15 protein-coding genes are annotated in these 14100 nt (G+C 63.0%); 11 read left to right on the forward strand and 4 right to left on the reverse strand.

Annotated elements, in window-relative coordinates:
* Positions 1–21: 21 nt before the first annotated feature.
* The 11 genes from gspG to PQR67_RS34700 all read left to right on the forward strand — a co-directional run bounded on the left by gspG (position 22) and on the right by PQR67_RS34700 (position 9883).
* Positions 22–486, forward strand: a complete 465-nt coding sequence (gspG, locus tag PQR67_RS34650) for a type II secretion system major pseudopilin GspG (protein WP_054042398.1) — start codon at positions 22–24, stop codon at positions 484–486.
* An 84-nt stretch (positions 487–570) separates the two neighbouring features.
* A complete protein-coding gene (locus PQR67_RS34655; protein WP_408467306.1) occupies positions 571–1758 on the forward strand; it encodes a type II secretion system F family protein in 1188 nt (395 codons plus the stop codon).
* Positions 1755–3443 carry a GspE/PulE family protein gene (locus PQR67_RS34660; RefSeq protein WP_408467307.1) on the forward strand — a complete coding sequence of 563 codons (1689 nt, stop codon included), beginning with the start codon at positions 1755–1757 and terminating at the stop codon, positions 3441–3443. Before PQR67_RS34655 ends, PQR67_RS34660 begins: the two co-directional genes overlap by 4 nt.
* Positions 3436–4302, forward strand: a complete 867-nt coding sequence (locus PQR67_RS34665) for a hypothetical protein (protein ID WP_408467308.1) — start codon at positions 3436–3438, stop codon at positions 4300–4302. The genes PQR67_RS34660 and PQR67_RS34665 overlap by 8 nt, the downstream gene beginning before the upstream one ends.
* A complete protein-coding gene (locus tag PQR67_RS34670) occupies positions 4299–4850 on the forward strand; it encodes a PilN domain-containing protein (RefSeq protein WP_408467309.1) in 552 nt (183 codons plus the stop codon). Before PQR67_RS34665 ends, PQR67_RS34670 begins: the two co-directional genes overlap by 4 nt.
* Positions 4847–5437 (forward strand): hypothetical protein, encoded by a 591-nt coding sequence (locus PQR67_RS34675; RefSeq protein ID WP_408467310.1) that lies wholly within the window; start codon positions 4847–4849, stop codon positions 5435–5437. Before PQR67_RS34670 ends, PQR67_RS34675 begins: the two co-directional genes overlap by 4 nt.
* Positions 5434–5967 carry a hypothetical protein gene (locus PQR67_RS34680; RefSeq protein WP_408467311.1) on the forward strand — a complete coding sequence of 178 codons (534 nt, stop codon included), beginning with the start codon at positions 5434–5436 and terminating at the stop codon, positions 5965–5967. The genes PQR67_RS34675 and PQR67_RS34680 overlap by 4 nt, the downstream gene beginning before the upstream one ends.
* Before the next feature lie 32 nt (positions 5968–5999).
* Complete coding sequence (locus PQR67_RS34685; protein ID WP_408467312.1) at positions 6000–8441, forward strand: secretin GspD/PilQ domain-containing protein; 2442 nt, start codon at positions 6000–6002, stop codon at positions 8439–8441.
* A complete protein-coding gene (locus PQR67_RS34690) occupies positions 8438–8953 on the forward strand; it encodes a type II secretion system protein (protein WP_200661060.1) in 516 nt (171 codons plus the stop codon). The genes PQR67_RS34685 and PQR67_RS34690 overlap by 4 nt, the downstream gene beginning before the upstream one ends.
* A 4-nt stretch (positions 8954–8957) precedes the next feature.
* Entirely contained in the window at positions 8958–9341 is a 384-nt protein-coding gene (locus PQR67_RS34695; protein ID WP_128576812.1) for a type II secretion system protein, read from the forward strand.
* A gap of 2 nt (positions 9342–9343) precedes the next feature.
* Positions 9344–9883, forward strand: coding sequence for a type II secretion system protein (locus PQR67_RS34700; RefSeq protein ID WP_408467313.1), 540 nt, complete (start codon positions 9344–9346; stop codon positions 9881–9883).
* 57 nt (positions 9884–9940) lie between these two features.
* Here the strand turns inward: PQR67_RS34700 and PQR67_RS34705 are convergent, their stop codons facing one another.
* The 4 genes from PQR67_RS34705 to PQR67_RS34720 form a co-directional block, all read right to left on the reverse strand.
* Positions 9941–10297, reverse strand: coding sequence for a hypothetical protein (locus PQR67_RS34705; RefSeq protein WP_408467314.1), 357 nt, complete (start codon positions 10295–10297; stop codon positions 9941–9943).
* Positions 10298–10437: 140 nt separating this feature from the next.
* Positions 10438–10734, reverse strand: coding sequence for a hypothetical protein (locus PQR67_RS34710; RefSeq protein WP_408467315.1), 297 nt, complete (start codon positions 10732–10734; stop codon positions 10438–10440).
* 12 nt (positions 10735–10746) lie between these two features.
* Positions 10747–12486: a methyl-accepting chemotaxis protein gene (locus PQR67_RS34715; protein WP_408467316.1), complete on the reverse strand. Its 1740-nt coding sequence runs from the start codon at positions 12484–12486 to the stop codon at positions 10747–10749.
* Between the two features lie 419 nt (positions 12487–12905).
* Complete coding sequence (locus tag PQR67_RS34720) at positions 12906–14039, reverse strand: hypothetical protein (protein ID WP_408467317.1); 1134 nt, start codon at positions 14037–14039, stop codon at positions 12906–12908.
* Between the last annotated feature and the right edge of the window lie 61 nt (positions 14040–14100).

Here is a 14100-nt window from a genome sequence, read left to right on the forward strand (position 1 = left end):
TATTTCTTGAGAGGCGTGTAAATGCGGTTTGGGACAGTGAGCCGGGTGCTCGACGGTGCAGGGGCGCGGCGCGCGCGGGTGGTGAAACAGCGAGGCTTCACGCTGCTCGAACTGCTCGTGGTGCTGGTCATCATCGGCATGCTGGCGGCCATCGTGGGGCCGCGCTACTTCTCGCAACTGGGTAAGTCGCAGGTCACGATCGCCCGCGCGCAGATAGATGTCCTCAGCAAGGCGGTCGACAACTTCCGGCTCGACGTGGGCGTCTATCCGACGGCCCAGGAAGGGCTGAACGCGCTGGTCGTCAAGCCGGCCAACGCCGACAAGTGGAACGGACCGTATCTCAAGAAGGACGTGCCGCTCGACCCCTGGGGACACCCTTATGTCTATCAGGTGCCCGGCACCAAGGGCGACTACGCGGTGATCTCATATGGTCGCGACGGTCAGCCAGGCGGTACCGGCGAGGACGCCGACATCAGCAGCGAATGATGCGGTACAGGCAATGGCACATGTAATGCGAGCGCAGCCCGTCCGGGCGCGTGACAACGTGGCAACCATCGGCAGCACGGCAACATGCAATACGAAGTGAAAGCGCTTTCGTCCGATAACAAGATCATCGCCCTTGTCGTCGACGCGCAGGATGAAAACGATGCGCGACGCCAGCTCGAAGCGCGCGGGCTGCACGCAACGCGGCTTGTTCCGCAACGCTCGCTGCGCTTGCCGTCGGCGTCGCGTGGCGGCCTCTCGCTGGTGCTGTTCAGCCAGGAGTTGCTGGCGCTGCTGACGGCCGGCCTGTCGATTGTGGAAGGTCTGGAGGCGCTGCTGGAGCGCGAGGGCGGCGGCCGCCTACGCGGCGTGCTGGAGCGGCTGCTGGCGGGTCTGCGCGAGGGCAAGCGCTTCTCGAATCTGCTGACCGAGCAGCCGGACGTGTTCCCGCCGCTCTATGTCGGCATCGTCCGTGCCGCGGAGGGCACGAGTGACTTGCCGCGCTCGCTGCAACGCTATGTCGACTATCAATCGCGTATCGACACGGTGCGCAACAAGCTCATCAGTTCTGCGATCTATCCGTGCATCCTGCTGGTCGTGGGCGGCGGCGTGGCGGGTTTCCTGATTGCTTACGTGGTGCCGCGCTTCGCGACCATCTACGAAGGCACGGGCCGGTCATTGCCGTGGATGTCGCAGGCTTTGCTCGACTGGGGCACGTTCGCCGCGTCCCACGGTTTGGCGCTGTTTGCCGGCGCCGTCACCGTCGCGGTGGCCGGCGGTATGCTCCTGCGCGCCGCGATCGCGAGAGCCGGCCTCGTCACCCTGTTGGGACGTATTCCGCTGCTGGGTCCGCACTTGCGCATTTACCAGTTGTCGCGGCTGTATCTGACGCTCGGCATGCTGCTCGAAGGCGGCATTCCCATCGTCGCCGCGATGGAGACGGCCGGCGGGACGATTTCGCCGGCCTTGCGCGAGCGCCTCTCGCAGGCCCGCGCCGCCGTGCAGGCCGGCGCGACATTGTCCAGTGCGTTTGACGCCGAGGAACTGACCACGCCCATCTCGTTGCGGATGTTGCGGGTCGGCGAGCGTTCGGGAGAAATGGGCAACATGCTCACGAAGTCGGCGGCGTTCTACGACGGCGAAATCAGCCGCTGGATCGACCGCTTCACCCGGCTGTTCGAACCGCTGCTGATGTCGGCTATCGGGCTGGTCGTCGGCACGATCGTGATCCTGCTCTATATGCCGATCTTCGATCTCGCGGGGAGCCTGTCATGACTGTGCAGGAGACCACGGCGCCGCTCTTCGACGCCGATCTGCTGGTCCGCGCACGCACGGCCGCGGCAGCTACGCAGCGTCATCTGCTGGCCGAACTGGAGGCGCTGACTGGCGCGGACCCGCGCGAGCTGATGCAGGCGCTCGCACAGCGGGTCGCGATGCGCGTCATCGAGACTGCGGAGATGCTGACGCTGCAGCCGGCCTTCGACCGCGTGCCCCTGTCGCGTGCCATGCAGCGCCGCTGCGCGCTGCTGCGCGACACCGATGGCGGCCTGATCGGCGTGCTGACCAGCCCGTTCGATCTCGACCTGCAGACCTGGCTGGGCGCGCAGGCGGGGGCGCCGATCGACGTGCGGCTCACCCTGCCGTCCGATCTTCAGGCTTACCACACGCGCATGGAGAAGTCCGCGCGCGCCGTCGACAGCCTCGTGACGGACGGCGGCGCGACGCAGGCCGATGGCAGCACGGCGCAGGTGCTGTCCTTCGAGTCGATCAACGAGGTGGCCAGTCCGGCCGTCAAACTGGTGAATTCGACCCTGTACGACGCGCTCAAGGCCGGCGCCTCCGATATCCACCTGGAGAGCACCGCGAGCGGCCTGGCGTTGAAATACCGCGTGGACGGCGTGCTCGACGCGGCGGCGACCGTCAACGGCGTCGAGACCGCGGAGCAGGTGATCTCGCGGCTCAAGGTGTTGGCGGAACTGGACATCGCCGAGCGGCGCGTGCCGCAGGACGGCAGCTTCCGCGTGGCGGCGGGCGGGCGTGACATCGACCTGCGCGTGTCGATCATGCCGAGCATTCACGGCGAGGACGCGGTGATCCGGATTCTCGACAAGCGCGCGATGATCGAGGCCTATGGCTCGCTGACGCTCGAGGCACTGGGCTATGACAGCGAATCCCTCGCGGCGTTGCGCCGTCTCGCAGAGGAGCCGTACGGCATGGTGCTCGTGACCGGCCCGACGGGTTCGGGCAAGACGACGACGCTCTACGCTGCGCTGACGGAAATTCACAACGGGCGCGACAAGATCATCACCATCGAGGACCCGGTCGAATACCAGCTACCCGGCATCCTGCAGATTCCCGTCAACGAGAAGAAGGGGCTGACCTTCGCCCGTGGTCTGCGCTCGATCCTGCGGCACGATCCGGACAAGATCATGGTGGGCGAGATCCGCGACCGGGAGACGGCCGAGATCGCCGTGCAGTCGGCCTTGACGGGCCACCTCGTGCTGACGACCGTGCACGCCAACAACGTGTTCGACGTGTTCGGCCGCTTCAGCCATATGGGTATCGATCCCTACGCGTTCGTGTCGGCGCTCAACGGCATCTGGGCGCAACGTCTCCTGCGCGTCAACTGCACCCACTGTGCCGCATCCTATGTACCAGGGGACGCCGAACTAACACGTCTCGGGCTGAGCCGCGCGGACGTTGCCGATTTTGATTTCCGCCAGGGCACTGGCTGCGGCGACTGCCGCGGCACCGGCTATCGCGGACGCCGCGCGATCGCGGAAATCCTGATTCTCGACGACGAGATCCGCGACATGGTGGTCGAGAAGCAGCCGATCCGGCTGATCAAGGAAGTCGCCCGCAGGAACGGTACGCGCCGCTTGCGCGACGTAGCGCTCGTCCAGGTCCGGCGCGGCGAGACGACGCTCGCCGAAGTCAAGCGAGTCACCCTCAATGCGTAACCTCTTGATGCCTCGCTGGCTGCGCGGACATTGCAGGCTCAGCCTGTCGCGTGGGGCTGTTTCGGTGCTGCGTATGGGCACGTCGCGCAAGTCCGCGCCGGTCGTCGTGGATCGGCCATGGTCCGAACCGCCCGGAACGGCGCCCGATGAACTGGCCGCGCAGATCGCCGCGACGCTAGCCGCAGCCGGCGGCAGCGGACTGCCGGTCTACGCCACCTTCGCGGACAACCTCGTACGCTATTTCATCGTCACGCCGCCGGGCAACAGCGCGCGCATGCAGGATCTGCGCGCCGCCGCCGAGGTGCGCTTCGTGGTGCTCTACGGCGAATCCGTGGCAGGCTGGCAGCTCGTTGCCGACTGGCAGGCCGGCGCGCCGTTTCTCGCATGTGCCGTGTCGCGGCGTCTGCATACGGCATTGCAGCTTGCGGTGCGGACAGGGCGCGGCTGCCTTGTATCGGCGAGCCCGAACTTCGTTTGTGCATGGAATCGCGAGCGGCGCCGTTTCAGCGCCGATGCGTGGCCGGCGACGCTGCACGGGGGCACGCTGACGCTCGGCCTCCTCGCCGGCGGCACTCGGCCTCGTCTTGCCGCTGTGCGCACGCTCGAACTGCTGGAGGATGCCCCGCCGCTCGAATGGCTGCGCGAACAGGTGGCGCGCGTCGCGTTGCTCGACAATCTGCCGGCTCCGTCCGTGCTGCATCTTCATGGTCCGTTGCTCGACGCCTGGCAGCCGCGCGTCGCGTCGTCCGGCGGCGCAGGCATGACCGTGCACTGGTGTGCGGCCGATCATGTCGTGGCTAGACCGGCCAGCATCGGCATGACGGCGGCGCAGCGCGCCGGCAGCGGGGCGACGCCATGAAGCGCCTGCACATCGACCTTGCGCCGTTCAGCGTTCGGCGCCCGCTGTATCGCATGCATCCGGCTGCGCGCTGGCTGGCGCTGGCCGGACTGTTGCTGTGTGTGCTGGCGGGCTTGCGCGCGCAAAAGCAGTTGACCCGCCTTCACTCGCTCGATCAGGAGGCGATGCACCTCGCGGCGCGCGCGGCGGAGTCCGCACGCTCGCTCGCGCGGGTCTCTAACGAACCGATCGACGCGAAGCAGGCGAGCGCAATCAATACGGCCGTGGCTCGCCTCAACCTGCCCTGGGATGACATTCTCAACGCGGTCGAAGCCGCCACGCCCCGCGAAGTCGCGCTGTTGTCGATTACGCCAGAACCCGCTCGCGCGCTGCTCAAGATCGAAGCGGAGGGCAGCAGCAGCGACGCAATGATCGCTTACCTGAAGGCGCTTGAGCAGCAGCCGCTGCTCGGACGCGTCTATCTGGTCAGGAACGAGCGTGCCCGGGACCAGACGGATGGCGTCATCCGTTTCCAGATCGAAGCCGAGTGGCGCAGGAGCGGATCGTGAAGCTGCCGCATGCCCTGTTAGGGCTGAGCCTCGCGCTAAGACGCTCCAGTGCGGGCGCGCTGGTCGCCGGCGGGCTCTTGCTGGCGGCCGCTGTCATGTGGTTCGCGCTGCTGCCAGGCCTGTCGGCGCGCATCGTGCAGCAGACGCGCGAGGTGGCGCGCGAGCGCTCGGCGCCCAAGCCCACGCCGGTCGTTTCGTCATCGACGCTGGCTGCCCAGCGGCTGGCGGATTTCTATGCCGCGCTGGGTGACGCAGGGCACACCGAACAGATCGTGACCCGGCTGTTCGAGGCCGCCACCGAGGCGGGCATCGTGCTCGACAAGATCGACTACAAACCGGCGCTGGATGCCGCCGGGCGCTTCGAGAGCTACACGATCGTGCTGCCCGTCAAGGGCGACTATCCAGACCTGCGGCGCTTTTGCGAAAAGGTTCTGCTGACGGTTCCGTACGCCGCGCTCGACGACATGCGCTTCAAGCGCACCTCGTCCAACGACCACGTTGTCGAAGCCAGCCTGCGTTTCACGGTCTTCCTGCGGCCTGCCATACCGGCGGCCGCGGGTGCCGCAGCGGGCGAGGTGCCGCGATGAAGGCGATGAAGCGCAGCCACGTCGCGCTCGCGCTGGCGTTCGTCGTCTGCGCCGGCGTGCTCCTGTTTGCGGACCGCAATCCGGCGAACCAGATCGTTGAAGCCGCGCCGCGCACCAGCAGACCTGACGCGACGCGGGCTGCCGGCTCAGGCGCCGCGGCGGGCGTCAGCATTGCGGCACTGCGTGCACGCGCCGACCTGTTCGGCTCCGATCATGGTGAACACCATGATCTGTTCGACAGCCAATCATGGGCGCCGCCGTTGCCATCGCTGGCGCCGGCGCATGCGGAGGTGCCCCCGCTGCCGCCGTCGTCGGCGGCGCCCGGTTTGCCCTTCACCTATCTCGGCAAGAAGGCGGCGGACGGCCGCTGGGAAGTGTATCTGGCGAGTGGGGACGAGACGGTGATCGTGAGTGAGCAGACCGTCATCGGCGCGACCTATCGTGTCGACGCGATCAAGCCGCCCACCATGACGCTCGTCTACTTGCCCCTGAAACTGGTCCAGACCCTGGACATCGGCAGCGCTGATTGACCGGCGCGCTGCGAGGAAACGAATCGTTCCACATGCAACTCTCCCTCCAATGCAAACTCCGCGAAATCGCGCGGTTCATCGTGTTGCCGGTGCTTCTGACCGGCTGCGCGGCGCAACAGGCCTTTCGCGACGGCCAGAACTTCGTCGCCGAGGGCAAGACCGATGAAGGGCTGGCCAAGTTGCAGGAGGCGGTCACACGCGAGCCGCGCGACGCGCAATATCGTTCGAGCTGGCTGGCGGCGCGCGAAAACGCGCTCGTGCGTTACGACGAGCAGGGCGACCGCCTTGCCGGCAGCGGTGCGCGCGAGGCTGCACGCAAGTCCTACCAGCATGCGCTTACCATCGACCCCGCCGACGAACGCGCGCTGACCGGGCTGGCCGCGCTCGACAGAGCGGCACGTCTGGATGCCCTGGTCGATCGCGCGCAGGCCTTGGCCGCGAAAAAGGACAGCGACGGTGCGCGCCGTCTGCTCGCCCAGGTGTTGACCGAGGCGCCGGCGCAGCCGCGCGCCCTGGCGCTGCAGCGCAAGCTGACTGGCGACGCGGGTGTGTCGAGCGTCGAGGCGGCACTGGCGAGCGCCTACCGCAAGCCGATTCGCATCGATTTCAAGGACGCCACGCTCAAGCAGGTGTTTGAGGTCATCTCGCGTACCTCGGGGCTGAACTTCCTGTTCGACAAGGATGTGAGGACGGACCAGCGTACGTCGATTTTTCTCAGGAGCAGCACCATCGAGGCGGCCGTACGCTACGTGCTGGCAACCAATCAGCTCGCGCAGCAGGTGCTCGACGAGAACACGGTGCTGATCTACCCTGCCACGCCGGCCAAGCTGAAGGACTACCAGGAACTGGCGGTGCGTACCTTCTTCCTCTCGAACGCCGAGGCGAAGACGGTTGCCAACACGCTCAAGACCATCGTCAAGTCGCACGACATCGTCGTCGACGAGAAGCTCAACATGGTGATCGTGCGTGACACGCCCGAGGCCATCAAGATGGCCGAGAAGCTCGTCGCGCTCGAGGACGTTGCAGAGCCGGAAGTGATGCTCGAGGTCGAGGTACTGGAGGTACAGCGCGACAATACACAGGACCTCGGCATCCAGTGGCCGAACTCGGTGACGTTCACGCCGCTGCCGGCCGGCAGCGTGCTCGGTTCCGCGAGCAGCACGGTCGGCAGCACGGTGGGAACGCTCGGAACGCCGTCCACCGGAAGCGGCGCGTCGCCTTCCCTGTTGCTTAGCGATCTGCTGCACCAGACTTCCCGCACCGTAGGTGTTTCGTCGATGCAGGCCACGCTGAACGCGAGCCTCGTGGATTCCACCGCCAAGTTGCTGACCAACCCGCGTATCCGTGTGCGCAACCACGAGAAGGCCAAGATCCTGATCGGCGAGCGCGTACCGAACATCACGTCGACGGCGACCTCGACCGGCTTCGTTTCGCAATCGGTCAACTACCTCGACATCGGCCTGACCCTGAACGTGGAACCGACCATCTACCTCGACGACACGGTCGGCATCAAGGTAGCGCTCGAGGTCAGTAGCCTGCTCAATCAGGTTACCGGGTCCTCCGGCACGACTGCCTACGAAATCGGCACGCGTACTGCCAGCACCGTGCTGCAATTGAAGAACGGCGAGACCGACGTGCTTGCCGGTCTGATCGACAGTCAGGAGCGCACCTCGGGTAACAAGCTGCCCGGCCTCGGCCAGCTGCCGGTCCTCGGCCGGCTGTTCGGGGCGACCACGGACGACGACAAGAAGACGGAAATCGTCCTGTCGATCACGCCGCATCTGGTTCGCAACATTCAGCGTCCGGATGCCGGTCTTGCCTACTTCACGGCCGGCACGGAATCGAACATGCGGAGCATGATTCAGTCGAATGGGCTCGCCTCCACTTCCTCGAGCGCTTCGACAAGCGCGTCGTCCGGAACCGCCACCGTTGCCGCCCCGAGTTTGCCGTCGAACTATCCGCAAAGCGGGGCGAATGGCGCAAACGGCATGACGGGCGGCCTCGCCGCGGGCAGCGCAATTGATCCGGACGTAGGCGGCGCTGCGCCCGGCGCAGGCACGGCCCAGATGACGATCCAGGGGCCGCCGCAGGTCAAGGTGGGCGATTCGCTCACGGTGGCGCTGCTGATGCAGGCCGACCAGCCCGTGACCAGCGTGCCCGCGACCGTCAGTTTCGACAGCACGAAGCTGCAGTTCACCGGCGTGACCGAAGGCGACTTCCTGAAGCAGGGCGGCGCGCCGACCAGCTTTTCCAGCCGCGTGGGCCAGAACGGCCAGTTGACCGTGGCCGACACGGTCGCGGGCGGAGCCGGTGCATCCGCGCAGGCTACCTTCGCCGTGCTGAGTTTCAAGGTGCTGGCGCCGGCCGGACAGACCGCGATCCAGGTGCAGCCCGGTGCGCTTGTCGGCGTGGGCGGCGTCCCCGTCACGATGGTGCCGCCGTCACCGTACGACTTCGGGATCCTGGCCCGATGACGAGCGGCGAGAGGCACGGCGTATTCGGTTGCAGGCGCGCCGGCGGCGCGGGCGGTTTTACGCTGATCGAGCTGCTGGTTACTCTCGCCATTCTGGGCGTGCTCGCCTGTATGACCGTACCCGTGGCGCAGGTGATGCGTCAGCGCGAACGGGAGCAGGACTTGCGCGTGGCGCTGCGTGAAATACGCGGTGGCATCGACGCTTATCAGGCCGCGAGCAAGGAAGGGCGCGTGGCCAAGGAGGCGGGCGCCAGCGGCTATCCGCCCAGCCTGGGCCTGCTGGTCGACGGCGTGCCGGATCAGACCGATCCGAAGGGGCACAAGCTGTACTTCCTGCGCCGCATCCCGCGCGATCCGATGAACTACAACGCCGAGCTCGGCGATGCGGCCACGTGGGGCAAGCGCAGCTACGCGAGCGAGGCGGACGACCCGCAGGAAGGCGACGACGTGTACGACGTCTACTCGACCTCCACGGGCGTCGGACTCAATGGCATTCCCTACCGGAAATGGTGACTCGATGAAAGGGCGCTTGCGTACAGCCGGCTTCACGCTGATTGAGCTGCTGATCGTACTGGCGGTGATCGCGTTGATGCTGACGCTGGCGTTGCCGGAGTATTTCCATTCGATCGACGCGTCGAAGGAGAAAATCCTGTCGGAAAACCTGCACGTGACCCGCGACGCCATCGACAGGTTCTACGGCGACATAGGGCGGTATCCAGAGTCGCTGCAAGAACTCGTGGATAAGCACTACCTCCGGTCGCTACCTGTCGATCCGATCGCAGACAGCACGACGGCCTGGCACATCGTTCCCCCGGACGAGCAGTTTCCCGGCAACGTCTACGACATCAAGAGCGGTGCCCAGGGTACGGATCGCGACGGACAGCCGTACGAGGCTCGCTAGACATGCGAATCGGCAGCCGCAGGCGGCATAGGACGCAAGGGGGCTACGCGTATCTGGCGCTGATGATCCTGATCGCCATCATTGGCGTGGCCGCTGCCGCCGGGGCCCAGCTCGGCGCGACCTATCAGCGGCGAATGGCCGAAGAGAATCTGCTCGTCATCGGCGGCGAATTCCAGCGGGCGCTGTTGAGCTATGCCGCGGCCACGCCCTTGGGTCAAGCGACGCAGCCCCGTACGCTCGACGATCTTCTGCGCGATCAACGCTACCCGAATGTGGTGCGCCACTTGCGCAAGCTTTACTTGGACCCGATGACGGGCAAGGCTGACTGGGTGCTGGTCAAATCACCCGACGGACAGACTATCGTGGGCATACACAGTGCGTCGAACGCGCATCCGATCAAGATCGCGAATTTTACGGGGGATTTTCAAGGGTTCAACGATAAGCATAGCTATGCAGACTGGGTGTTCGTCGCTCGTCTGCCTATGCTAACGTCAGGCCAGAGGCCGTCAAACAGTCAGGCATTGAGTTCCCCGTCTCCGTGAAGTCCCTGAAGTCCGTGAACGACGACGGCGGGACTCCCGCGCGAAGTAGGCTCGTACCTACTTCGCGGTCCTTCTGACTTCAATCTTGTCGCGCGGGGGGAGGCTTGCCAGGATTTTTTCCATTCGAGCTTCGTCGGCCGAAATAGCGGCGTCGATACGCGGATCGAAGGTGCAATCGAGTCGGACACAGGCAAGGTTAAGCGCACGCGTAATTTCGTCGATCATTTCCTGAATGGATTCGCTGTACTTATGCTCGCGAAGTGCGACACGCAGATCGTCCAGCTTGCGCGTGAGCAGTGGCACGACCACGATGCGAACTACCATTCGCTGGTCCCTTTTTGCTGGATCGAATGTGGCGCACGCTTTGGAAAGCGCGGTCAGTTCATATTCTTTTAACAAAGCGGTGCTGGTCATGGTGATTCGGGCGTTGTGCGAGAGCGATTTTTCGAATGAAAAAATAGCGTCGTGCTAACTAAGCACGACGCCAAAACGTTCTGACTCGGGGCGAATCGGAACGTGAGAGACAGTGCGATATTGCGGGTTCTGACTAGACGCTACCTATGAGCCGCGCTTCGCGCATGCAACATATTCAGCAGGGCATTTGTCTGAGCCAACAGCATTGAGTGGTATTCCGCAGGCAGAGGTACATCGTCCATGAGCGACATTGTCTTTTCAACCTCCTGCCGAAATGACTTTGTGATCTTCGCGCACTGAGCCGCTGTGAGGTGTGGGAATGTGGCGTCAAGGAAATTGCCCATCACAACGATCTGCGCGCCGAAACTGGAAATAGTCTCGCTGTTGGACGCGACAAGGGTAGTGAGTGATTTCAGAAGCGCGTTGGTATTCTTCAAAACCAGAACTCCTCAGAACGCTGCCCAGCCGGGACGACGCTCGTCTGCCGGGATGAGTGTGCCGGCGCCGGCCGTGGTCGCGGTGTTGGGTGATTGACGAACTGTTCCCGGTTTAGCCGATTCCGTGCGACCGTTGGTCATTGTCCTGGGGGCGGGCGGGCGCGGTTTGTTTTGTGGAATCGCTGTTCGTGACGCGGAGGTCCCTGTCGCGGCGACCTTAAATACCGAGACAGCGTCTTTCAAGTTCATGGCCTGCTCTTCAAGTGATTGCGCCGCTGCGGCAGCTTGTTCGACGAGCGCCGCATTCTGCTGAGTCACTTCGTCCATTTGATTGACGGCCTGATTCACCTGTTCGATGCCACGGCTCTGTTCTTCAGAAGCGGCTGCGATCTCACCGACGATATCGGAGACCTGCTTGATTGCCTGCTTTACCTGCCCCATGGTCGCGCTAACCGCCGTCGCCTGTTTCGATCCATCCTGAATCATGGCTACGGACGATCCGATCAGATCCTTGATTTCTTTGGCGGCAGTGGCTGAGCGTTGAGCCAGACTGCGAACTTCGCCGGCAACGACAGCGAAACCGCGTCCCTGTTCGCCGGCACGGGCAGCTTCGACGGCAGCGTTTAACGCCAGAATGTTCGTCTGGAATGCAATGCCCTCAATGACGCCGGTAATTTCGGAAATTTTGCTTGAACTGCCGCTAATCCTCTCAATCGTTCCTACCATGCCCTGGACAGCCTCATTGCCTGTGTCGGCAATGCCAGTCGCATGCGTTGCCAACGTGTTCGCCTGACGTGCGTTGTCGGCATTCTGTTTCACTGTTTCCGTTAGCTGCGTCATGCTGGCCGCAGTTTCCTCAAGGGACGCGGCTTGCTCTTCTGTGCGAGAGGATAGGTCAGTGTTGCCACTGGCGATTTCCCGGGATGCCACCGTGACAGATTCCGTGGATGCTTTGATCCCGTGAACCGCCTTGCTGAGCCGCTGATCCATTTTCTTCAGCGCTGTGAGAAGTTGACCAAACTCACCTCCTGAGTCCACGTCGATCTGGTTTTCCAGTTCTCCATCAGCGATATGGTTTGCAATGGACAGGGCTTTATTAAGCGGGTTCGAGATCGCACGCAGCAAGTAGACCGATACAGCGGCGGCGACTACGACACCGACACCGAGAAGTGTGATGGCACTCCAAAAAATGGCCTTGAATGTGGCTGCGCTGTCGTCGGCGAATTTCTTGGCCTGGGCCATATTGAGCGCAGCATCCAGGTCTAGCGTGTCGTCCAACGTCTTGGAAAATGGAACAATCTTTTCGATCGTCGCCGAAGCAGCGTCGAAATTGCCCGAGCTAGCGGCAACTACGGTTTCATTCGTCAATGCCGTGAACTGGGGGATGACGATTTTGATCTGCTCTGCGAACTCAAGCTCCTTGTCGCTGGATATGAGGTTCGGGTAGTAGCGATTCCAGGAGGAATTGATGAGTTCCAGGGCGGTGCGGATTCTCGCAACGGCATCTCCTGTTTTACTCAGGTCCCGGTATGCCTGAATGCGCCGTAGTTGAACTCGCACAGTCAACTCGGCTGAACGAACATCGAATAAGTCACCAATTGGAATGATGTTTCTGGAATAGGATTCGTTCATGTTCGAGTTCATTCGGTAAAGACCGAATGCGCCAAAAATCCCGATGGAAGCCATGAGAACGACGTACACGACGAATGCGAGAATGATCTTGAATTTAATTGTTTGTACTAACTTGTACACGCTTTTTCCTTTATGGCCTGATTGTCATAAGTGCTATAGGAAGGACCCATGGTCTCAACCTGTCTTTTTGTTTACGGCAGGTGATGGCTATCACTGAAGGTGAAATTGTCAGGTATTTGAAAAAGTCTATCAAGCAAGGATCTTGGTGGTTGATATTGATATGATAAGTAATGCTGAATGTATGGGATGTTGATCGAGCTGATGGGTTCTACGGGAGAAATTCATCTTTACTTTGGTGCGCACGCACTTTCACCGTGCACGCATGACGAACAAAGTGAGCTTCGACAACGGCGATGTCGTGAATGTCGTTGCCGCGGCCAGAACTGGGCTAGCCGGATAATCGTAGTTCAACCTCTCAATGGATTGACTTTGTTTCGGCAAGCATGAACACAGGCAATAGCAAACCGGTAACGAGCCCGTCAGGCGACAACTATCGACGACAGCGGCCGGCGGGGGCTTCGCGGAGCCATTGCACCGGCGTAGCCGAGGCGGAAACCGAAGATAGGCTCCCATCCGTTCCAGTTTTGCTGCAGCGCTGCACGTATGGCTGAAGATGTCTGCGACGTTCCCTGCGTGCGGGTCTCGTGGTCAATCACTTCGACGAAATGGTTCATTGGTTGCATCGCCAGGTCGCGATTTGTGCCGTCGAGGTGGATGCGCTGCCAAAGCCGTCCGGCCTCAATATGCAGGCGGTGATCCTGTCTTGTGCCGCGGACCATGATCAGTCCGAACGCGGCTGCCGTTGCGCAGGCCACTGTCCGGGTTGCTTTCAACCAGTTCGCGTCGGCCCGATGCAGGTCTTCCGCGCTCAGGGCGGACGGGTTTGCCGCGATTGCGCGTAAGCCCGCCCAGCGGCCCTCGCGCAAGTCCGGCGTGTCGATGATGAGTTGCGTCGCCTGCATCATCAGGTCCGTAAAGACCGTGCCGCCTGGTGAGGTCGCCTCGAGGAAAATGACCTGCACATCTGCCGAAGACGCCAGTCCGGCAAGCGCGTCGAGTGTCGCCTGATCGATCTTTCGATCCGTATCGTAGGGAAGGCGATTGGTGTGTCGTCGGGCAATGGCATCGTGATAGGGGTGCTTCGCTTGCCGGGCCGGCCGCAACTCGATTGCCGCGGCGAGATTGTCATTGCCGGCCGGCGACTCAGGCAACAGACGAACGACAGGGTTGAATCCTTGAGCCGGTGCGGCTACGCATGCGTTCTCAATGGCGCATCCGAGGCCCATGTAGAGCTCTCGCCGGAATGGATCGAGTTCACCGAGATTGCGGTTCTTGTCGGCCAGTACCTCGATGTGAGTGGAGCGTAGCCGGAACAGCCAGGGTTGAGTATCGTAGGGGCTGGCAGAAAGAATCGCTGCAGCCGCAATTCTGACGACACCTGCTCCCTGACCTGACGCCCAGTAATCCCAGGGGCCCTCGCCGCCGATGTCGGGGAGTGGCGGCGGTGAAGCGGTGTCGGGTCGTGTGGACGGCTGACCAAACGCGGACAGATCGACCAGCGCGGCCAGTCCACCCGCGACGAATGAGCGGCGGGAAAGCGAAGGGACTGTCATGGTATGTATTCGTGCGGGTTGTGACAGACAGAGTGCGCAACGCGGACTGGATGCTGGCTGA

This window comes from Paraburkholderia fungorum, from assembly GCF_046026025.1.
In the GTDB taxonomy this organism is placed as follows: Bacteria; Pseudomonadota; Gammaproteobacteria; order Burkholderiales; family Burkholderiaceae; genus Paraburkholderia; species Paraburkholderia fungorum_E.